General features: G+C 62.7%; 18 protein-coding genes. 10 read left to right on the forward strand and 8 right to left on the reverse strand.

Annotation, left to right across the window (positions count from 1 at the left end; genetic code table 11):
- Positions 1-246: 246 nt before the first annotated feature.
- Positions 247-1890 (reverse strand): chaperonin GroEL, encoded by a 1644-nt coding sequence (gene groL, locus ACKFRT_RS07175; RefSeq protein ID WP_296212266.1) that lies wholly within the window; start codon positions 1888-1890, stop codon positions 247-249.
- Between the two features lie 259 nt (positions 1891-2149).
- Here groL and ACKFRT_RS07180 point away from each other — a divergent pair, with 259 nt between their 5' ends.
- Positions 2150-3565, forward strand: a complete 1416-nt coding sequence (locus ACKFRT_RS07180) for a dipeptidase (RefSeq protein WP_408924812.1) — start codon at positions 2150-2152, stop codon at positions 3563-3565.
- Between the two features lie 151 nt (positions 3566-3716).
- The gene (locus ACKFRT_RS07185; protein WP_408924813.1) at positions 3717-4337 is read left to right on the forward strand and encodes a hypothetical protein; all 621 of its coding nucleotides are present in this window, start codon (positions 3717-3719) and stop codon (positions 4335-4337) included.
- A 78-nt stretch (positions 4338-4415) separates the two neighbouring features.
- On the opposite strand, the gene ACKFRT_RS07190 is transcribed toward ACKFRT_RS07185, so the two are convergent.
- From ACKFRT_RS07190 to ACKFRT_RS07200, 3 genes are all read right to left on the reverse strand, one after another.
- Complete coding sequence (locus tag ACKFRT_RS07190) at positions 4416-5594, reverse strand: glutamate--cysteine ligase (RefSeq protein ID WP_408924814.1); 1179 nt, start codon at positions 5592-5594, stop codon at positions 4416-4418.
- Positions 5595-5643: 49 nt separating this feature from the next.
- Positions 5644-6369: a LytR C-terminal domain-containing protein gene (locus ACKFRT_RS07195; RefSeq protein ID WP_408924815.1), complete on the reverse strand. Its 726-nt coding sequence runs from the start codon at positions 6367-6369 to the stop codon at positions 5644-5646.
- A gap of 79 nt (positions 6370-6448) precedes the next feature.
- Complete coding sequence (locus ACKFRT_RS07200; protein WP_296212276.1) at positions 6449-6658, reverse strand: DUF3263 domain-containing protein; 210 nt, start codon at positions 6656-6658, stop codon at positions 6449-6451.
- Positions 6659-6683: 25 nt separating this feature from the next.
- On the opposite strand from ACKFRT_RS07200, the gene ACKFRT_RS07205 reads away from it, so the two are divergent.
- From ACKFRT_RS07205 to ACKFRT_RS07225, 5 genes are all read left to right on the forward strand, one after another.
- Positions 6684-7265, forward strand: coding sequence for a peptide deformylase (locus ACKFRT_RS07205; RefSeq protein WP_296212277.1), 582 nt, complete (start codon positions 6684-6686; stop codon positions 7263-7265).
- On the forward strand, positions 7258-8337 hold the full coding sequence (locus ACKFRT_RS07210; RefSeq protein WP_408924816.1) for a GNAT family N-acetyltransferase: 1080 nt from the start codon (positions 7258-7260) through the stop codon (positions 8335-8337). The genes ACKFRT_RS07205 and ACKFRT_RS07210 overlap by 8 nt, the downstream gene beginning before the upstream one ends.
- A 25-nt stretch (positions 8338-8362) precedes the next feature.
- The gene (locus ACKFRT_RS07215) at positions 8363-9163 is read left to right on the forward strand and encodes an exodeoxyribonuclease III (RefSeq protein WP_408924817.1); all 801 of its coding nucleotides are present in this window, start codon (positions 8363-8365) and stop codon (positions 9161-9163) included.
- Between the two features lie 3 nt (positions 9164-9166).
- The gene (gene cls, locus ACKFRT_RS07220) at positions 9167-10678 is read left to right on the forward strand and encodes a cardiolipin synthase (RefSeq protein ID WP_296212283.1); all 1512 of its coding nucleotides are present in this window, start codon (positions 9167-9169) and stop codon (positions 10676-10678) included.
- 132 nt (positions 10679-10810) lie between these two features.
- Positions 10811-11353: a MarR family winged helix-turn-helix transcriptional regulator gene (locus tag ACKFRT_RS07225; protein WP_408924818.1), complete on the forward strand. Its 543-nt coding sequence runs from the start codon at positions 10811-10813 to the stop codon at positions 11351-11353.
- 59 nt (positions 11354-11412) lie between these two features.
- Here the strand turns inward: ACKFRT_RS07225 and ACKFRT_RS07230 are convergent, their stop codons facing one another.
- Together ACKFRT_RS07230 and ACKFRT_RS07235 are read right to left on the reverse strand one after the other, a co-directional pair.
- The gene (locus ACKFRT_RS07230) at positions 11413-12225 is read right to left on the reverse strand and encodes an ABC transporter permease subunit (protein WP_408924819.1); all 813 of its coding nucleotides are present in this window, start codon (positions 12223-12225) and stop codon (positions 11413-11415) included.
- Positions 12225-13352, reverse strand: coding sequence for an ABC transporter ATP-binding protein (locus tag ACKFRT_RS07235; RefSeq protein ID WP_408924820.1), 1128 nt, complete (start codon positions 13350-13352; stop codon positions 12225-12227). Before ACKFRT_RS07235 ends, ACKFRT_RS07230 begins: the two co-directional genes overlap by 1 nt.
- A 100-nt stretch (positions 13353-13452) precedes the next feature.
- On the opposite strand from ACKFRT_RS07235, the gene ACKFRT_RS07240 reads away from it, so the two are divergent.
- The 3 genes from ACKFRT_RS07240 to ACKFRT_RS07250 are packed head-to-tail and all read left to right on the forward strand — an operon-like array spanning position 13453 to position 18717.
- On the forward strand, positions 13453-14871 hold the full coding sequence (locus ACKFRT_RS07240; protein WP_408924821.1) for a hypothetical protein: 1419 nt from the start codon (positions 13453-13455) through the stop codon (positions 14869-14871).
- The gene (locus tag ACKFRT_RS07245) at positions 14871-15956 is read left to right on the forward strand and encodes a glutamate ABC transporter substrate-binding protein (RefSeq protein ID WP_408924822.1); all 1086 of its coding nucleotides are present in this window, start codon (positions 14871-14873) and stop codon (positions 15954-15956) included. Before ACKFRT_RS07240 ends, ACKFRT_RS07245 begins: the two co-directional genes overlap by 1 nt.
- Complete coding sequence (locus ACKFRT_RS07250) at positions 15946-18717, forward strand: tetratricopeptide repeat protein (protein ID WP_408924823.1); 2772 nt, start codon at positions 15946-15948, stop codon at positions 18715-18717. Before ACKFRT_RS07245 ends, ACKFRT_RS07250 begins: the two co-directional genes overlap by 11 nt.
- 309 nt (positions 18718-19026) lie before the next feature.
- Here ACKFRT_RS07250 and ACKFRT_RS07255 read toward each other — a convergent pair whose 3' ends face one another.
- Positions 19027-20238, reverse strand: a complete 1212-nt coding sequence (locus ACKFRT_RS07255; RefSeq protein ID WP_296212299.1) for an acetate kinase — start codon at positions 20236-20238, stop codon at positions 19027-19029.
- Positions 20239-20380: 142 nt separating this feature from the next.
- Positions 20381-21763: a phosphate acetyltransferase gene (gene pta, locus ACKFRT_RS07260; protein WP_408926075.1), complete on the reverse strand. Its 1383-nt coding sequence runs from the start codon at positions 21761-21763 to the stop codon at positions 20381-20383.
- Positions 21764-21819 lie beyond the last annotated feature (56 nt).

The following is a 21819-nucleotide window of genomic DNA, read 5'->3' on the forward strand; positions in this document are numbered from 1 at the left end:
ATATTTCATGGTAGTGACGCCCCCTTTAGGCCGTCTGTGGAACACAGTAGCGGATCTATAAAACAACACAACCCCTGAGAGGAACCTTTTTCCAACATATCCCCCACTAGGGGGGTAACGTTTCGATAAAGTTCCAGCTCAGGGGTTGTTTTTACAGCCTGTCTACCTAGGTTAAATCTAGGCAAATTACTATCTTTTTAAGCATTACTGAGAGTAAGTGGAAACTCCCAGAGGCTCTTTAAGGGCTTAGAAGCCGCCCATACCGCCCATCTCGTCAGCACCCGGCATAGCCGGTGCCTCCGGCTCCGGCTTATCCGCGACTACAGCCTCAGTCGTCAGGAACAAAGCGGCAATGGAGGCAGCGTTCTGCAGCGCGGAACGGGTCACCTTCACCGGGTCAGAGATGCCAGCACCCAGCAGATCCACATACTCACCGGTAGCGGCGTTCAGGCCCTCGCCAACCGGGAGGTTGGCGACCTTGTCAACGACCACGCCGGGCTCCAGACCAGCATTGTGGGCGATCTGCTTCAGCGGGGAAGCCAGGGCGGCGCGCACGATCTGCACACCGGTTGCTTCGTCGCCTTCCAGACCCAGGTTGTCGTCCAGCACGCTGGCGGTCTGCAGCAGAGCTGCGCCGCCGCCAGCAACGATGCCTTCTTCTGCAGCTGCCTTCGCGTTACGCACGGCATCCTCGATGCGGTGCTTGCGCTCCTTCAGCTCCACCTCGGTAGCAGCGCCGACCTGCAGTACTGCAACACCGCCGGACAGCTTAGCCAGGCGCTCCTGCAGCTTTTCTGCATCGTAGTCGGAGTCCGCGTTCTCGATCTCCTGGCGAATCTGCTTGATACGTCCAGCCAGCTGCTCCGGGGAACCCGCACCGTCGACGATCGTCGTGTCATCCTTAGTCACAACAACCTTGCGGGCGGTACCCAGCATCGGCAGGTCAGCGGTCTCCAGGGACAGGCCGACCTCCTCGGCGATGACCTGGCCGCCGGTCAGGATCGCGATGTCCTGCAGCTGCGCCTTGCGACGGTCGCCGAAGCCCGGTGCCTTCACGGCGACGGACTTGAAGGTGCCGCGGATCTTGTTCACAACCAGGGTGGACAGCGCCTCGCCCTCGATGTCCTCGGCAACGATCAGCAGCGGCTTGCCGGACTGCATGACCTTCTCCAGCAGCGGCAGCAGGTCCTTCACGTTCGAGATCTTGGAGCTGACCAGCAGGATGTACGGGTCCTCCAGCACAGCCTCGCCACGCTCCACGTCGGTGGCGAAGTAACCGGAGATGTAGCCCTTGTCGAAGCGCATACCTTCGGTGACCTCGAGGTTCACGCCAAAGGCGTTGGACTCCTCGACGGTGATCACACCGTCCTTATTCAGCTGACCGTCGCCGACCTTGTACATAGCCTCGGCGATCAGCTCACCGATCTTCTCGTCAGCGGCAGAGATGCCGGCGGTAGCGGCGATCTGCTCCTGGGTCTCGATCTCCTTAGCGTGCCCCAGCAGCTCTGCCGTGACCTTCTCCACGCCAGCCTGGATGCCGCGCTTGATACCCATCGGGTTGGAGCCAGCGGCAACGTTGCGCAGACCCTCGCGAACCAGGGACTGTGCCAAGACAGTAGCGGTGGTGGTGCCGTCGCCAGCGACGTCGTCGGTCTTCTTGGCAACTTCCTTGACCAGCTCTGCACCGATCTTCTCGTAGGGGTCTTCCAGCTCGATTTCGCGAGCGATCGTCACACCATCGTTGGTGATCGTCGGGGCGCCCCACTTACGCTCCAGGACAACGTTGCGCCCCTTCGGTCCGAGGGTTACCTTGACCGCGTCTGCCAGGGTGTTTAGCCCCTTTTCCAGTCCGCGGCGTGCTTCTTCGTCGAATGCAATCATCTTAGCCATGAGGCTTTTCGATCCTCCGTTAGAGTTGGCGACACATACGGCTCAGATCAAGCGCCCGCGACGGCACGGGTGAACGAATGTCGCGACATTCACCCTCACTTCATCTGACGGTTATTTTCTGGCACTCCCTTAGTTCAAGTGCTAACCCCGTTTTTAGCACTCTCCCCCGCCGTCTGCAAGGAACTACAGGTCTGCACGGCGGGCTACGGGGCACCGTCGGGCGAGGCACTGTCGGCAATGGTCGCTACAGTAGTTTTTTATGAGCGATAACAACCGTGAAACCAACAGTGAATCCCGCACTTCCCAGCTAGACCTCGCCCGCGCCGCCATCGCGGAGCAAATGCCGCAGCTGAAGGAAGACCTCAGCACCCTCGTTTCCTTCGAATCGGTCCACTCCACCCCGGGCCTAGAAGAGGCCAACGCTGCCGCCGCACAGTGGGTCATCGACGCATTCACCACCGTGGGCATCCCGGTCACCGGCCACGTCACCACCGATGGTTCCACCTCTGTCATCGGCCTGCGCGAGCCCGCCGAGGGCTACCCCACCATCCTGCTGTACTCCCACTTCGACGTGCAGCCCGCCGGTGACGTCGACGCATGGACCTCCGACCCGTGGACCCTCACCGAGCGCGACGGCCGCTGGTACGGTCGCGGCACCGCCGACTGCAAAGGCCACGTCGCTATGCACATTGCGGTGTTGCGCGCTCTTTCCATTCTTTCGGACGCCCACTTCCCCGCCGCCAAAAACCTCGGCATCCGGATCGTTGTCGAAGGCTCGGAGGAGCGCGGGGGCTACGGCTTGGAGGACCTTCTGGCCGAGAAGCCGGAGCTCTTCGCCGCCGATACCTTCCTGATTGCCGATTCCGGCAACGACGCGTTGGGCGAGCCGAGCCTGTGCACCGCACTGCGCGGTTCCGCCCCAGTCACGGTACGCACCCGCACGTTGGCGCAGCCGATGCACTCCGGCCAGTTCGGTGGCTCCGCACCAGACGCACTCGTGGAGCTGGTGAGGTTACTGTCCACCCTCCACGACAAGGATGGCCTGGTGGCGGTTCCGGGATTGGAGCCGAGGGAGCGCTGGGGTGGCGTCGGCCCCACAGAACAGGCATTCCGCGACAACGCCGGGGTAACCGACGGCGTGGAGCTGTACGGCGCCGACGAGTGGCAGCCGAACGACCTGACGGTGATGAATCCGTCGATCACGATCACCGGCCTGGATTCGCTGTCGGTGGCAGATGCAGTGAACTCCGTACCCGCGACGGCCGCGGCCGTGGTGAGCCTGCGCGTTCCGCCGGGGCGCGAGCCACAGGAGTGCCAAGACTTACTGGTCCAGCACCTGGAGAGCCAAAAGATCAACGCCCAGGTGGAGATCGAGCGTGGCTCGTTGGCTGAGGCATTCCAGGCGGATACCTCCGGGTCCGCGCTGCAGCTGCTCGGCGAGGCGCTGAGCGAGGTGTACGGCAAGGAGACGATGGAGGTCGCCTCGGGCGGGTCGATTCCGCTGACCAACAAGCTGCTGGGAGCGTACCCGCAGGCCGAGCTCGCACTCTACGGCATTGAAGAGCCGAAGTGCGCCATCCACTCGGCGGATGAGTCGGTGGACCCGGGCGAGATCGAGGCCATCGCGACGGCGGAACTATTGTTCCTCCTGCGCACCGCAGAAGCGCACAGCTAGGCGCCCAAAATCTCACCAAGTGAGAACTGGGCAACAGTTTGAATCTCAGAGTGAGACGGATTACATTATTTAATTAACAGCACTTCATATAGGTGCCCACACCACGGGGACCGGCAGTAAATTAGATTTTGTTCCAGAAATTCGAGTCATCATGAACAACTCCTCTACGAACACCACGACCTTGATCCGCTTTGCAAGCCCGGACCAGGACATGGATCTAGACGCGCCGGTATATACCCCGCTACCCAGTGGTCGCCGCTCCACCGCGAAGACGTACAGCGAACCGGTGCACACCCGCATCGAGAAGCGTCGCAAGCGCACCCGCACCTTCGCCGAGGATCCGTTCCGGGCTCGCTTCGGCCAGCGCTTGCCGGTAGGCATGCGCCAAGAGGCCCGCGGGATGGAGTGGAAGAAGTTCATCCGCACCTACGCGCCCGGCACGATTCGCGTGGACTATCTGAAGGCCACCCGCCGCTCGCTGGGGCGCCACGACTTCGACATGCAGGTCAGCGGCCTGCGCACCGATGGGCAGGCCACCCGCGTGGAGATCACCGCAATGGGTGCTTCTTCGGCAATGACGGAAACCCTGGCCGACCACGGCTTCCGCGTGGAGATCGCGGAGTTCCACCAGTACGACATCTTTGAGGCCACCGTGACCTTCATTTACGCGGTACATAAGTCCAAGCGCGTGTGGGCGGTTGGTTTCGGCGCGGATCGCGATACCTCCATCGCCAACGCCCTGTGCAACGCGGCCGCCCGCCTGCACTTCTAGCGCGGCTGCCCGCCTCTAGGCTCTACACCTCTAAGCTCAGCCGCGTAATGGTAGCTAGGCCACGCAACTGTCACGTAACTACAGCGACGTTCGCAGCGAGTCGACCGTCAGGTCGACCGCGGCGATCCACGCCTCCGGCTGCGTGAAGCCACCCTCTACCCCATCGTCGCCGCGCGTGCGCGTACCCGGCTCCGGTGCCGCGCCGTGGTCGCGAGCCGCGGCGCGCTGCAGCGCGTAATCCCCACCACGGGCGATCAGCTTGCGCACGTCCTGCAGTTCTGCCGCGCAACCCAGCTCCTTAGATAGCGGGGCGAGCCTGTCCACCCAGGCATCCAGTTCGTCGGTAACCAATGCCTCATTGGTCTCCCGATCTGTGATGATCAGCGCGTCCAGGCCATAGCGCGCGGCACGCCACTTGTTCTCCGCGACGTGCCAGGGCTGCAAGCTCGGCAGCTCATGGCCGGCATCCAGGCAGCGCTCGAAGTACACCACCAGGCAGTGGGTGTAGGCAGCGATGGCAGCGAGTTCCCACAGCTCCATCGTGGCGTCTGCAAATCGGGTCTCCACCGTGCCGTACTTGGTGGGGCGCACGTCGAAGTGCATGGAGCCGGTGTGATTGATCACGCCGGAACGATCCTGGTCCCGGTTGAACTCCTCCCACTGCTCCCAACTTTCGAATTGGTAGGGCATCCCCGCGGTCGGCAGCTGCTGGTACAACAGGGTGCGGTTGGAGGAATAGCCGGTATCCAAGCCTTCCCACGCGGGGGAGCTGGCGGACATGGCCAAGATGTGCGGATAGTGCGTCATCAACGCGTTGATGATCGGCCACACCTTCTCTTTTGAGCCCACACCGACATGCACGTGGATACCCCAGATCAGCATCTGGCGACCCCAGTACTGGGTGCGCTGGATGATCTCCTGGTAGCTGCTCTTCTCGCTGAGCTTCTGGTCCCCCCAGTGAGCGAACGGGTGCGTGCCCGCCGAGAACAGGTTCACGCCGATGTCGTCCGCGCATTCCATCAACTGCTTAGCCTGGCCGCGCAGATCCGCGACGGCCTCCGGGATCGTTCCATGCACGCTGGAGACCATCTCCACAGTGTTCGCCAGGAACTCGCGGACGACCTTGTGCCCCGGGTGCACTTCGTCCATGCGCGCCAGCAATTCGGCGGCGCGGGGAACCAGGTCGCGGGTCTCGGGGTCAACGAGGGCAACTTCCCACTCGATACCGACGGAAGGTGCGGAACCCGGGAAGTCCATCTTGGCCCCTTTGAAGAATCTAGACAGAAGTTAAAAGAACGCCTTTACTTTAGCGGGGCATGTCGTTTGTTGTCACAACCACAACACCCGCGGGGCGCTCCCCCTCCAGCATCTCTACACCCTCGAGGGTGCGGTCGGTCGCTTCATCGCGTTCACGAGCTTCGATCCCCAGGTCGCGGGCAAGCTGCTCGGCCAACTTTCGCTCGGCGTCATTTCCCTTCGGGTAGAGCACCACAGAATTCGGGAACACGCCCGATTCGTCCGGCAGGTTACCCACACCAGTCTTGTTCCACTGCTGGTCACGCATCTTGTTGGCCACATCGCCGGCGAGCCCTGCGATGGGGCTGTTGTTGAGGACGGCCACGTAGGTTTCTTCCTTGGAGACGCCGCCTTCCACCCCAGCGGCCGCACCGTCGCGCTGGTTGTCGGCGTTCGCATTCTCGCGAGTACCTTCCCGGTCTTCCTCGCGGTTTTCGCCCTCACCTTCCGGCTGCGGCTGCGTAGAGTCGTCCGCGCCCGGGTGCGGGGCACCGTCACCCTCTGGGGCGGAGGTCTGCTGACCCTGCTTATCCTGCCCGGCCTGTTGCCCTTGCTGAGTCTGAGCGGCCTGCGGGGATTCGTCGGAATCTTTGCTGGTCAGGGAGAATACGCCCCAGCCGATCAGCAATACGGCTACGGCGATGAGGATCATGGCCAGGCCGCGGAGCGGGAGGCCGATGTTCTCGTTATCCGTATCGTCGTCAAGTGCGTGGCGTGGTCGATTCGTTTCAGTCACGCCCCAGATTTTAACTTCCGCAACATCAGCAACAAACCTGACACGCGCTCTGCGTTATTCTTCCGTCCCATTCCTGGGATCACTCTTCGTCGCGACGGCGCAGCAGCGTCCGCACCAACACGGGGTCGAAATCCAGCGCCTCCGGCCGCTCAATCAGCCGGTTGAGTTGTTGGAAGTAACGCACCGGATCCACCCCAAACTCGCCGCGTATGCGCTCGTTCTTGGCGCTGGTGTCCAGCCACCAGCGGCGCTCGAACTCCAAAATGGCGATCTCTCGGTCTGACAACATGGAACTAGATTCTAGACTGTGGGGTATGACCATCATGCCTATCGTCATCTGTGGCGACCCTGTCCTGCACAACCCCACCGCCAAGGTGGATCCCAGCGAGATCGGTGACCTCGCCACCCTGATTGCGGATATGTACGAAACCCTGTCCGCTGCCAATGGAGTGGGACTGGCCGCCAACCAGGTGGGCGTAAGTAAGAGATTCTTCGTCTACGACTGCCCCGATACCGAACTGGGCGAGATGCGCCGCGGCTGCGTGATCAACCCGGTTTTGGAAACCAGCGAGATCCCCGAGACCATGCCCGACGAAGAGGACGACGAGGAAGGCTGCCTGTCCGTCCCCGGCTACTCCTTCCCCACCGGTCGTGCCGATTGGGCGCGGGTGACCGGCCTGGACGAAAACGGTAAGGAAGTCACCGTCGAAGGCACCGGCTTCTTCGCCCGCTGCCTGCAGCACGAGGTCGGCCACCTGGACGGATACCTCTACACTGATACGTTGATCGGCCGCTGGAAGCGCAAGTCCAAAAAGGCCATCAAGGCCGAGGGGTGGGACCACGCGGGCAACACCTGGACCCCCGGCGTGGACGAGGATCCGTTCGGGCATGAGTAAAGACACGAGCTTCTCCGCCGCCCACGCCGGTGCGCGGCACGTAGAAGGCCTCTGGTTCCCCATCAGCCGCCGAACCGACCCCGTCAGCATCCGCCCCGGCACCCGCGTGGTGGTGCGCTATCGCACGGCAGATACCACCCAAAAAGGAGCCACCAACAGCAGTGGTGGGGCGCCCACCGTCACCGACACGATCGGCGTGCTACGCAGCGTGCACCCGCTGCAGGTGGGCGACGTGGTGATCGCCGACGAGGACGTGGTGGTGCTAAAAACCCTCAGCGCCAAGCCCGTGCGCAACAGCGACATCCGCGCGCTGGAGACAGCCAAGGCCGCAGCCTTCCCCGGCATCGATAACCAGATGATCGGCGGCTGGCTAGCACGCGCGGGCGATGGCATCACGGAACGCAGCAACTCCGCCGTACCCATCGGCCCCAGCGCCGGGCTGCAGGAGGTGCCGCTGGCACAGCTGGAGGAGTTCTACCGCTCTCACGGCCTACCCTGCCAGTTGATGATCCCCGACCGTATCGGTCGGCCTGCCGAGCACCTCCCCGGCGAACGCGGCCCGGAGATCGTCGTGATGAGCAAGGAGCTCAGCGGAAGGTCCGACGACGCGCCTGCCTCCTCGCTAACTGCCCCGCCGGCGCACGTGCAAGCACCTTCGCTATCTGGCGCGCGGGTGGAGCTGGCAGTAGACGGCGCCCCCGATGCCAGCTGGTTCTCCATGTACAAGTTCCGCGGCCAGCCCCTGCCAACGAAGGCTCTGGACCTGCTGAGCCACCGCATCGACGGCCAACTGGGCTTCGCACGCCTCACCGTCGACGGCCAGCTCGCGGCCATCACCCGCGCCACTATTACCAACGGCTGGCTGGGCTACTCTGCCGTGGCGGTCGCCCCCAACTATCGCCGTCGGGGCCTGGGAACCCTGTTGTGTCAGTACCTTCTGGACTGGGGTGCGGACAACGGCGCCGACCGCGCCTACCTGGACGTCATCGACTCCAACACCGCGGGAAAGGCGCTGTACCACAAGCTGGGGTTCAGCGAACACCACCGCAGCCGTAGTCTGCGCACTCACTGAAACGCACGCGCTAGAATGCTTAACCATGCGCATCGCCACCTGGAACATCAACTCCGTACGCACCCGCGAGGAGCGGGTGCGCGAGTTCCTGCAACGCAGCGACGTAGACGTGCTGTGCCTGCAGGAAACCAAGTGCACCGACAAGCAGTTCCCCGACTTTACTGATACGGGCTACGAGCAAGCCCACTTCGGGCTGCACAGCTTCAACGGCGTGGCCATTTTGTCGCGGGTGGGCCTGGAAGAGGTGCACACAGACTTCGGCCAGCCCGGATTCGACAAGAATCTTCAGGCCGAGCAAACCCTGGAAGCACGCGCGATCGGCGCAACCTGTGGCGGCGTAGAGGTCTGGAGCCTGTACGTTCCCAACGGCCGCGAGATTGCGGACCCGCACTACTCGTACAAGCTGCGGTGGCTCGACGCCCTTGCGGAGTACGCGGCGAATTCGGGCGCGGGGGCGTCTACAAGAAAGAGCAGCGAGAAGCTGTGCCTGGTCGGCGACTACAACATCGCCCCGCGCGACGAGGACGTATGGGACCGCAGCTACTTCGACGGCCGTACGCACGTAACCCCCAACGAGCGTGCCCGGCTGCGCGCACTGGAAGGCGCGGGGCTTAGCGCCGCGACGGACCTGATCGCCGACGAGTACACCTATTGGGACTACCAGGCTATGCGCTTCCAAAAGGGCGAGGGCATGCGCATCGACCTGCAGTATGCACGCGGGATCACCCCGAAGGCCGCACGGGTGGATCGCGATGAGCGCAAGGGCACCGGCGCTTCTGACCATGCGCCGGTGATCGTGGACTACACCGTAGATGGCGAGGTCTAAGCCATGCCCTTCCCCGACCTTTTCGGCCTGTTTAGCGAGTTCACGGACGATTTGCAGTGGTGGCAGATCACGCTTGTCGTTGCGGACTACGCACTAAAGATCTTTGCCCTGGGCTGGGTTCCTAAGGAACGACGCCCCACCTCCGCCATGGCCTGGCTGCTCGCCATTTTCTTGATTCCCTTCCTGGGCATCTTCCTGTTCCTGCTGATGGGATCGCCGGCGATCAACCGACGGCGCCACCGCATCCAGAACCAGGCCAACGAGCTGATCCGCACGATGAGTTCCAACGAACCGGACGTACCGGAAGGCACCGAACTTGGCGACGAACTGCGCTCCCTAGTGCGCCTCAACCGCGAGCTCACCGCACTGCCCGCCGTGGACGGGACGATGCGGGCGCTGCACTCGGACTACACGGAATCGATAGCGGCCATGTGCCGCGCGATCGACCAGGCAAACGACTATGTGAACGTCGAGATCTACATTATGGCCTGGGACGATACGACCGAGCCTTTCTTCGAGGCTTTAGGCCGGGCGGCGCAGCGTGGTGTGAAGGTGCGCGTGCTGTGGGACCACATTGGTGCCCACAAGTACAAGGGCAACAAGAAGCTGGGCAAGAAACTACAGGCCATGGGCGTGGACTGGCAGGTCATGTTGCCCCTGCAGCCCTTCAAGTGGCGCTTCCGTCGCCCCGACCTGCGCAACCACCGCAAGTTGGTGGTTGTGGACGGCCGGGTGGCCTTCATGGGCTCGCAGAATATGATCGAGGCGCCGTACCAGAAGCCAAAAAACCATAAGATCGGCCGCGAGTGGGTAGACGTGATGGCGGAGCTGACCGGGCCGATCGTCACCACGATCAACTCTGTGTTTGCCGTGGACTGGTACACCGAAACCAGCGAAGAACTGGACCTCATCAACCCCACGGACGCCAAACAGTGGCTGGACACCCACGATGAGGATACGGGCATGGACCTGATGCAGATCATTCCCTCCGGCCCGGGGTTTACCACCGAGCCAAACCTGCGCCTTTTTACCTCCATGGCGCACCACGCGAAGCACACGCTGAAGCTCATCAGCCCGTACTTCATCCCCGACGAATCCCTCATGGAGGCCGTCACCACCGCCTGCTACCGCGGCGTGCGGGTGGAGCTGTACGTCTCCGAGAAGTCCGATCAAGCACTGGTGGGCCACGCACAGGCCTCCTACTACTCGGAGCTGTTGAAGGCCGGAGTGCACATGTACCTGTACCCCTACCCGAAGGTGCTGCACTCTAAGTTCGCCGTCGCCGATGGAGAGGTGGCTGTGATGGGCAGCTCCAACATGGATATGCGCAGCTTCGGCCTAAACTACGAGATTTCGATGATGGTCGGCGAGGGCGAACTATTGAATGCTCTGCGGGCGCTGACAGATGACTACAAGGAACGCTCCGCGCTGCTGACCGAGGAACAGTGGAGTACCCGCCCCCTGCACAAGCAGTACGTGGACAACGTCGCCCGGCTGACCAGCGCGCTGCAGTAACTACCGCCATGATTGCGGTCGCAGCTGCCGCCGCGCGTTCATTATCGCCGATTAGTGCAATAGTACTTTTACAGTCGGATAGGGTGATTCACTAGTTACAAACATATGCACGCGAAAAGAAAGTATCGCCCGATGACCTCGTTCCCCCAGAAGCTGCAGCAGACACCTTCCAACCCCCAGGTACGCGGCCGTAAGGCACCCGAGATTCTGCCGGAGATCGACGTCGCAGAGATCGCCACCGCAGTGTACGACTTTCTTTCTGCCACCCGCCGCCTCATGGAGCGCCCCAACCAGTCCCTAGAGATCTCCCAGTCAGAGATCGAGGTGCTGCAGTTCATCTCCCAGCACCCGGGCTGTGGAGTCTCGGACGTCGCACGCTTGCGCTTCCTCCGCGCCTCCAACGTATCGGCCACCGTGCGTCGCCTTATCAACGCGGGCCTGATCCGCCGCCAAGCCAACCCAGAGGACAAGCGCGCCCAGAATCTTTACCTCACGGACGAGGGCGTGGACATGATGAACTCCATCACCGACGAGTGGGCGCTGATCATTACCCAGGCCACCGACCGGATGGATGCACGCGATATCGCCAAGCTGCGCCGCGGTGTGCCTGCCCTGCGTAACCTCTCGCTGGCCGCCGAGTCGCTGGTCGACGACCTGCAGCGAAACCTGGACTAGCGGATACGCAAAAGCCCCCACCTGGCATCTCTGGGCCGGTGGGGGCAGAGGGGGCGTTGCTAAGCATCGCGTTTCTTCAGCATCACCACTCCGACGACAAAAAGCACCACACACCAGGCGCCGAAGTACAGGATCGAGCCGGTCTGGCCCCACGGCGCATCCTCCAGGTCGCGCATGCCGGTGAACGCATCGGCGTTAGTGAACGGCATGTACGGCGGCAGCCAGTCGCGAACCTTCGGCACCAGCTGCACCAGCGTGCCTTCGATAACCAGGTTCCACAGCAGCATGATGGCAATGCCACCGGCGGTGTTGCGCACCAGGTAACCCACGCCAATGGCTGCGGCAATCGTCAGCAGCAGGTAAACCTCGATGCGCCAGATCTGATCCCACAGACCATCCGCGCCGAGGCCAGCCTTGTTCAGCAGCTCCTGGTCCTCCAGGTTCCAGCCGAGCGACCAGCGGGCGACGATCGTGCCCAGGACGTTGGAGACGAAGGCCAGGATTGAGGCGATCACGCCGTACACGATGAACTTCGCAATCGGCACCTGCCAGCGCGTTGGGGTGGCCAACAGCGTGGTCTTGCTGGTGTTCGCGCCGTACTCGGTGGTCACCAGCATGACGGCCTGGATCATAACGATCATCATGCCGAAGGAAAGGAATCCGCTGAGTCCCATGTCGGAACCGATGCCCGAGGCGACGGCCATGTACAGTTCGGGATCCTTCTTCGCCTCGTCGCTATTGAGAAGCGAGCCAGTCATGCCACCGTTAAGCAGCGCGAAGCCGATCGAGAAGAACAGGATCAGCCCGGAGGTCCACCACAGGGCCTTGGTGCTGCGGAGCTTAATCAGCTCCGACTGGATCAGGTTCACCATTACTTGTCCCCTTCCTTCTGCAGGCGCACGGCCTGGCCGGTTGCCTCACTGTTTTCTTTTGGACGCCCACCCTCGGCACCAGCGCCCGCAGACGTCGCGCTGGGGATGGCCTGCCTGCGCTGCTGAGCCTTTGCGCTTCGCCGGGTGCGCGCCTCAGCCTCCTGCTTGTCGGCGGCCTCGCGCGTGCCTGCCTTGTCGGGCTGGCCCCCCTCCATGTTGGCGTGGTACTCCACATGCTCCTGGGTCATGCGCAGGTATGCATCCTCCAGGCTCGGACGCTTCTCGGACAGTTCCCGCAGACGCAGACCGTAGCTGTAGGCCAGGGCACCGATCCAATCGCTTTCCTGCTGCGGAATGGTGATGGTCGGGCGGCCGTCCAGATCCTTATCCTCGCGGAAAGGCACCAACTCCTCGGTCAGCGCCGCCTTCAGCTCCGAGATATGGTCGGTGCGCACGACGGTGGAGACCTCGGAGGTGGACTTGATGAACTCGTGAGTGCTCTGGTTGGCCACCAGGCGGCCCTTACCGATCACGATCAGGTGGTCGGCGGTCTGCGCCATTTCGCTCAGCAGGTGCGAGCTGATAAGCACCGTGCGCCCCTCCCGGGCGAGAGCGCGGACGAAGTCACGAACCCAGCGGATACCCTCCGGATCCAGGCCATTGACGGGCTCGTCCAGAATCAGCACCTCTGGGTCGCCCAGCAGCGCACAGGCCAGGCCCAGTCGCTGCCCCATGCCCAGCGAAAACTTGCCAGCCTTACGGCCTGCTACGTCGCTGAGCCCCACGATGCCCAGAACCTCATCCACACGCTTTTTCGACATGCCATTGGCAGCCGCCACCCAGCGCAAGTGCGCGGCCGCGCTGCGGTTGGGGTGCACCCACTTGGCATCCAGCAGCGTGCCCACCTTTTCCAGCGGACGCTTGTAATCGGCATACGGCTTGCCATCGATACGGGCAGTGCCCTGCGTCGGCTCATCCAACCCAACGATCATCCGCATAGTGGTGGACTTACCGGCACCATTGGGTCCCAAGAACCCGGTGACTATTCCGGGAGTGACCTCAAAGTTCAAATCATTGACTACCGTAGTGCCTTTATAGGCTTTGGTAAGAGAACTGACCGTAATCATGCGTTCTAGTGTGCCACAGTAAGCGGACATTAAGCAGGGCAACAGGCGGACGAGATAGCAGACTTTATGGGCGCGAGGATGCTTAGGGCGTATATACTTTATGGTTATGCCCCCAGTGACTGCGTTCGAGGCAGACCGGTGGATGGACAGCGACGAGCACCCCACCGGTCGTGGCAGCTCGTTCAAGGGGTTTGTGAACCCGGCGCTCGAGGCACCGCGGAGGTTCCTGAAGTTCGCTTCCACCTCCCCCGGCCTACTCACCATCGTCTCGACGATTCTGGTGTTGGCGATCCTGGCCGCCGGTGGCGCCATGGTGTACAGCTCCCAAAGCCGGCAGTCGCAGCTCAACACTCTGGTCAGTCGCACCGAGCCGCTTTCGGATGCCTCACAGGAGCTGTTCAACTCGCTATCCGTAGCCGATTCCGTGGCCACCACCAGCTTCCTCCGCAAATCCACCAGCGATACGGCCACCCGCGATTACGACTCGGCCATGTCCCACGCCGCCTCCGCCATCGTGCGCGCCACTAGCGGTATCGACGATATCGAGTCCCGCGAAATGGAGCTGGTGCTGCAGATCCAGAACTCCCTGCCGGACTACGTAAATCTCATGTCCAAGGCGCAGACCCACGACCGCCTGCGCAATCCCGTCGGCGCATCCTACCTATCCCAGGCCTCCACACTGATGCAGGACACAATGCTGCCTGCCGCCCAGGAGCTCTACTCGCGCACCTCGGAAGAGGTCTCCTCTCAACAGGCAAAGCTCTCCGCGCCCCTATGGTTCCCCCTGTCCGGCATTTTGGCGGCAATCATTATGCTGGTCATCGCCCAGTTCTGGCTCGCAGCACTGACCAACAGGCGGCTCAACATGGGGTATGTGGCGGCTACGGGGCTTATGTTGTTCGCCCTCGTGTGGGCGTCTATAAGCGCTGCCCTCACGTGGCACGCGGGCAACCAAGACGTGCAAGGCACCGTGCGACCGCTCGAGCAGCTTACGGCAGTACGCATCTCCGTGCAGCAGTCGCGTACCCAAGAGGCCCTGGGGCTGATCCAGCGCGATTATGGCGAGGATCGCCAACGGGAGTTCTCCGAGGCGATGACGGACATCGACGGCAAGCTGGAAGCGCTGCGCAGCCAAGTGATCCACCCCGAACGCATCGATACCGCTCGCGAGGCTCTGCGCTCGTGGGACGAGTCACATGCGAAAATGGTCTCCGAACTGAAAAATGGGCGCTACACCGAGGCCCTGGCGGCAGCGCTGGATACGACTGTGCCCGACGGCAACACCGGCGGGAGTAGCAGTGAAGGCAACAGCGGCAGCGACGAAGATACGTCCGACTACACGATCGTGGACGACGAGATGCAGGAGCTCATCAGCAGCACCCGTGCCGAGCTGCGCGACATCCTAGTCGAGGGGCGCACCGCAGCGGGCCGCGTGACCAACCTGGTGCTAGCTCTGACGGTGTTGTCCGCGCTGTGCGTCATCGGCGGCACCCGGCCCCGACTGCAGGAGTTCATCTGATGAAACAGAATGCGTTGAAGCCCCTAGCAGCAGCCCTGGCCAGCGTGGCGCTCGGCTTCACCTCAGCCTGCTCCACGGAGGATCCGAGTCTGCCCGAATGGCCCGCCGTTCAGCACAGCGCCAACGAAAATCTGCCCTACGGGGCGACGTATGCAAAGCCGAGCGAGGTTCCTACTGATGGTGACGCCGCAGCGGATGCGAACTCGACCATCGACAACACAGGCACGCAGGAACCGTTCGGCTCTATCAAGCCGGATGATCGGGAGCCGAAGGAGCGCGTGCCACACATCATGCGCCGCGGGCGTCTGGTGGTGGGCGTGGCCCAATCCCTAAACCGGCTGGGCTTTCGCGACCCAGTCTCGGGAGACGTCGCGGGCTTCGAGGTGGACCTGGCGCGCGAGATCGCGCGCGACATCTTCGGCGATCCGGACAAAATCGAGTTCCGCTACGTGGAAAGCCGCGAACGCGCCGAAGCGCTGAAAAATGGCGACGTGGACATTGTGGTGCGCACGATGTCGCCTACTCAATCACGCCAGTCGAAGGTAGAATTTTCCACCCCTTACCTGCAGGTTCACTCGAGACTTCTGGTGCTCAGCGATTCGAACATCGAAAGCTTTGACGACCTGCACGACAAGACGGTGTGCGTCACGCGCGACTCGACCTCCGCGGTCCGCATAAAGCAATACGACGTGGGGCGACTGTTGCTGACGAAGGCGTGGACCGACTGTTTGATGGCCATGCAGCGCTACCAGACCGATGCGGTGTTTACGGATGACGCCATCCTCACCGGCCTGCAGGCTCAGGACCCCTATACGGCTTTGGTAGCCGAAGCCCCTGATTCCAACTACTACTCGGTGGCCATCGCTCCCCCGGGATTCCCGAAGAATACGACTGGCCTGGTGATGCAAGTGAACTCCACCATGGAGAGGATCCGGCGCGATGGAACGTGGCAAGACCTGTATGACAGGTGGTTGGCGGACTACTTGGGGCCGGCGTCATCACTACCGATTAAGTACCGCAGCGAGGAAGAGTCGAAAGAGCTAAGGAAGATACGGCGAGAGGCGGCGAACAGCGATGCAGAGTAACGAGGACAACGACCTCGAGGGCATGGCCTGTGGAGACGGGGATCGTCGCGACGGCAACGTGGGCGAGCAGGAGCGGCAGGCGAAGCCGGAAGCGAGCCAGCAAGCGAGCCAGCGGCGCAGCGAACCCGAGGACCGCACCGAAGCCGTGCTCTACGACCCTTTCGCGGACAGCGAACCAGAGGAACGCAAGGAACCAGAAGAACCAGAAGAACGCACAGAAGCCGTAGAGTTCGACCCCTTCGCGGACAGCGAGCCAGAGGAACGTACCGAGGCTGTTCCCTTCGACCCCTTCGCGGACGACGAGGATACGGACAAAACCGTCCAACACACCGAGCCCGTCATCGGCGCACCGGCGAGCGCGACGGACTCCGGCGAGCGTTCGCGCATAGAGGCACTCTCGACGTTCCGCAAAAGGCGTGGCACGTACCGCTCTGGCGCGTCGGTGGCCGACGGCATGGTGCAACTGCCATTCATTGCGCCGACAAACCCGGAAGACGCGGTGATAGACCCAACCGCGGCGATTGAAAAAGGGGTGGAGGCGCCGACCCTCAAACCGGGCGACATCATCGCAGGCCAGTACGAAATCCTGGGCCCCATCGCACACGGTGGCCTGGGCTGGGTGTACATCGCGGTCGACCACAACGTCGCCGACCGCTACGTGGTGCTCAAGGGAATGATGGCCACGGAAAACGAGCAAGAGCGCGCCGTCGCTGAATCCGAGCGCGCGTTCCTGGCGGACATCACGCACCCGGGAATTGTGAAGATCTTTAATTTCATCGACGACCCGCGCTCTCCCGGTGGCTTCATCGTGATGGAGTACGTCGGTGGGCCATCGCTGCGCGGGCAGCGGCGGAAGCTGGCCGCGGGTGCGTTCGACCTGGATGTGGCGATCGGCTACATCCTGGAGATTCTGCCTGCACTGGACTACCTGCACTCCCGCGGCGTGGTCTACAACGATCTGAAGCCGGACAACATCCTCATCACGGAAGACCAGGTGAAGCTGATCGACCTGGGCGCGGTGACCGGTATCGGCGCGTTCGGGCACATCTTCGGCACGAAGGGCTTCCAGGCCCCCGAGATCGCGAAGACCGGCCCGACTGTGGCCAGCGACATCTACACCGTGGGGCGCACGTTGGCCGCGCTGGTTGTGAACCTGCCGGTGGAAAATGGCGCCTATGCCCCGGGGTTGCCCACCCCGGACGAAGAACCGCTGTTTCGCGAGTACCTGTCTTTGTACCGTCTACTGCTCCGCGCCACAGACGAGGATCCGGACGTGCGCTTCAGCTCCGCCACCGCCATGGCGAACCAGCTGATCGGCGTGCTGCGAGAGATTTTGGCCATCCGCGACGGCCGCCACTACCCGCACCTGAACACGCGCTTCACCGCGCAGCGCAGCACCTTCGGCACCAAGCACATTGTGTTCCGCACCGACCAGTTGGTCGACGGCGTGGTGCGTTCCGTGGAAAACTCTGTGCCCGAAGTCGTGAGTGCGCTGCCAACCCCGCTGGCCGATTCGCAAGACCCGGGCTACGGGTTGCTCTCTGCTACCAGCTTCACTGAGGCCGGCGACCTGCTGGATACCCTCCGCGCGGCCTACGCCCAGCCGGAGCTGAAGCATTCCGTGGAGATTCCGCTGACGATGGTCCGCGCCCTGCTGGACGTGGGCAAGACTCGCGAGGCCCAGGACTTGCTGACCGAGCTGAAGCCGCGGCTGGAGTACGACTGGCGTTTCCAGTGGCACTCTGGTGTTGCGGCGCTGCTGACGGGGCAGTTTGCAGAGGCGCAGAAGTTCTTCAACCGCGTGCTGTACATCTTGCCGGGCGAGCCCGCTCCGAAGTTGGCGCTGGCCGCCACCGACGAGTTGTTGTTGCAGCAGCAGGGTGTGAACTCTACGAAGCTGCTGAGCGAGCACGTCTCCCGCGCGGCCTCTGCCCTGGCATATGCGCAGCGGTTGCCGGTAAAGGATTACACCGGGGTGCCCAGCTGGGAGCACGTCACTCTGGATCCGGTCTCCCTTCGTTTCCACGCCATGCGTTTGTACGGGCTGGTGTGGGCGACCAACCCGTCCACGGTATCTAGCGCTTTTGGCCTGGCCAGGCAGTTGCGCGCGGAGGGTATGGTCGATTCGGCCGTCGCTGCGTTGGACCGGCTACCGCAGGCCTCGCGGCACAATCGTCTGGCACGGTTGACGTCTATCTTGTTGCTTATTTCTGACGCCAACAGCCTCACCGAGTCCCGTATCCGCCGTGCGGCTAGACGTTTGGAAACGCTGCCGACTAACGAGCCGCGTCTGCCCCAAGTCCGCATCGCCGTGCTGAGCGCGGGTCTGAATTGGCTGCGTGGAGCTAGCGACTCAGCCCCGGACGGTGGAGCCGGCGCCGCTAGCGCCGCCTCCTCTGGCGCCGCCTCCTCTGGCGCCGCCTCCTCTGGCGCCGCCTCCTCTGCTCCCCATCCCGAAACCTCCGGCTCTGCTGCCGATTCCGGCGCCGCCTCCCCTGGCGCCGCCGGCTCCGAGTCATCCCACCACTCTCGCCAACCCCACCGATCCCGTCGTTCCCGCAAGTCAAAGCGTGCTACGAGTACTACGGCAAAGCGACGTGCAGCAGCGGCACCTTTATTCGACGTGCAGTTTACAGAGCGCGGCCTGCGTGCCGGCCTGGAAGCAAGCTTGCGCCAGCTGGCTCGCCAGGCTCCCTTCGCACGCCACCGCTACGACCTGGTGGACATGGCTAACCGCATCCGCCCCCGCACCTGGTTCTAGAGTTACCCCAGGCTCGCGAGACGCCCCTCACTACGCCCGTCCTTCAAGCCACTGCGCCCGTCCTTCAAGCGGAGAATGTCGGAAAAGTTGCAAAACGTGAAAAGGCAGAAACTGACTTCACCGAGCGCAGCCCCCTGACCTGCGACTTTAAATTAATGAAAAACACCACCATTAAGGAATTGCAACTTTTCCGACACTTCCGCCCAAACGAACACCAAACACACCGCCCACCGACGCACAGATTGCAACTTTTCCGACAGCTCGACCCCGCCAGGCAGCCCTTCTTGCTGCTGCGCGCCAGGCAGCCCCCTACTGCTGCTCGGCCAGCACCGTCGCCTGGCGGGCGATCGCCAGCTCCTCATTCGTCGGAACCACGAACACCTTCACCGTGGAATCGTCGGTCGAGATCTCACGTGTGCCCACGATCTCCTCGGAATTCTCATTCCGGGCCTCGTCGATCTCAATACCGAAGTTCTGCAGGTCAGCCATAGCATCACGGCGCACCTGGACCGCGTTCTCGCCCACTCCTGCGGTGAACACAATTGCGTCCACACCGCCAAGCACCAGCATGTACGAACCAATGAAGCGGCGCAGCGCGTGAATGTACACGTCGTAGGCCAGCTTCGCATTCTCATCACCGTCGTCTATCAAGGACTTCAGCTCGCGGAAGTCGTTCACTCCGGCCATCCCCTTCAGACCGGACTCGCGGTTCAGCAGCTTATCGATCTTGTCGACCGTCATCCCACCGGAGCGCGCCAGGTGGAAAATGATGCCAGGGTCAATGTCGCCGGAACGGGTACCCATGACCAGGCCGGCAAGTGGCGTCAATCCCATCGTCGTATCAACAGCCTTCCCGCCGCGAATCGCGGCGGCCGAAGCACCGTTACCCAAGTGCAGAGTGATCTGGTTGACCTCCTCGGCGGGCTTGCCCAGAAGCTCCGGCACCTTCGCGGACACGTACTCGTGGCTGGTGCCGTGGAAGCCGTAGCGACGAATGTCGTACTCCTCGGCAACTTCCTTCTTGATCGCATAATTTGCTGCGTGCTCCGGCAGAGTGGAGAAGAAAGCAGTATCGAACACAGCCACGTGCGGCACGTGTTCCAGCAGCGCACGGGCGTTTTCGATGCCGTCGATGTTGGCTGGGTTGTGCAGCGGCGCCAGCGGGATAAGCTCCTTGAGCTGCTCGATCACATCGTCGTCAATCAGGACTGGCTCTGTGAACGTTGCGCCACCGTGGACCACACGGTGCCCTGCTGCTACCAGGTCTAGGTCTTGGGGTCCGACGCCCAGTAGCGTCATCATGCCGAAGGCACGTTCTAGGCCAACAGAGTGGCTGAGGATAGGGCGATTGTCTTCCATCTTCGACGTTTCCGTCTGAATCTGGATATGCCCCTTCTTCTCCCCAATTTTCTCGACGATTCCGGAGACGAACGGATCCGCCGTAGCGTGCGCCTCCGGGTCGAGGACCTGGAATTTTATGGAGCTAGAGCCCGAGTTGAGGACGAGTACGTACTGGGTCACTGTTCTTGCCTATCCTTCTCTGTTTCTTCTTTGCTAGTGCTCGCATGTGTACTGGCAGGATTCTCCGGTGCCGATGATGCTGAAGCCTCGGCCACCCTGCCAGCACCTGCCGTTAGCGGATTTGCCGCTAGTCGGCCCGGTTCTAGTTGGCCTGGATAGCGGTGATCGCCACAGTGTTCACGATGTCCGGCACGGTTGCGCCACGCGAGAGATCGTTCACCGGCTTGTTCAGCCCCTGCAGGATCGGCCCCACGGCCAGCGCGTCGGCGGTGCGCTGCACCGCCTTGTAGGTGATGTTGCCGCAGTTCAGATCTGGGAAAACAAACACCGTGGCCTGCCCCGCCACAGCAGATCCCGGCAGCTTCTTCTGGCCGACGGATTCCACGACTGCAGCATCGAACTGCAGCGGTCCATCTAGTGGCAGGTCTGGGTTATCCTCCTGGGCCTTCTTCACGGCGGCCGCTACGGCCTCCACATCCGTGCCCGCTCCCGAGGTGCCGGTGGAGTAGCTCAGCATCGCCACCTTCGGCTCGATGCCGAACTGCGCGGCGGTCTGCGCGGACACTGCGGCAATTTCCGCCAGCTGGTCAGGGGTGGGGTTCGGGTTCACAGCGCAGTCGCCGAATGCCCACAACACGCCATCCATAACCATAAGGAATATGGAGCTGACCACCGACGCGCCCGGCGCGGTCTTGATGATCTGGAACGACGGCTTAATGGTGTGCGCCGTGGTGTGCGCAGCACCGGAGACCATGCCGTCGGCAATGCCCTTGTGCACCATCATGGTGGCGTAGTAGCTGATGTCCTGCATCGTCTCGCGAGCCTGCTCCACAGTGATGCCCTTGTGCTTGCGCAGCTCGGCAAACTCGGCAGCGAACTCCTCCAGCTGGTTGCCGTCGGTCGGGTCAGTCAGCGTGGCACCGGAAAGATCCAGCTCCAGCTCCTTGGCACGGCGGGCGATCTCATCTGGGTTACCCAGGATGGTCAGCTGGCACACCTTGGCGCTCAGCAGCTGGTCGGCGGCGGTAAGAATACGGTCGTCGTCGCCCTCTGGCAACACGATGTGTGCGTTCTTCTCGCGCGCTTTGATCAGCAGGTTGCGCTCGAACAGCTCCGGGCCGATAACCGGCTCCTTGGCGCCGGTATCACTTGCAGCCTCCACAATGCCTTCCAGCGCGATGTGGCGGATCGCCTCTCCCTCTGCCTCGACGGCGTTGGACGGAGCCGATGCGGAGGAGGCTGTGGCGTCTATAAAAGAAATACCGGCAGGCGTGCGGCCAGAGCGCACCAATTGTCCGGAGGCCAACTGCAGAGCTGTAGCGTCAGCCGAACTCCCCGCGAGCAAGTAGTGGGACGCGCCCGCGGCGGCGGCCAAGCGCGAGTCGAAGTTGATCTCGCCGGTGCCCAGCAGCACCGCCCCCGCGCTCGCACCATAGGCCGCGTCTAGGGCGGCGGCGAAGTCGGGTGCGGAGGGGCGGATGGTGTCGAAGATATCGACAGCCGTTGCCTCCCCCAGGGCGTCCACGATGTCGGGGCGACGCGCGGCGGCGCTCGCTATCGGCGAGATGACGGCGTTGGTGC

The organism is Corynebacterium jamesii (assembly GCF_046097395.1).
Classification (GTDB): domain Bacteria; phylum Actinomycetota; class Actinomycetes; order Mycobacteriales; family Mycobacteriaceae; genus Corynebacterium.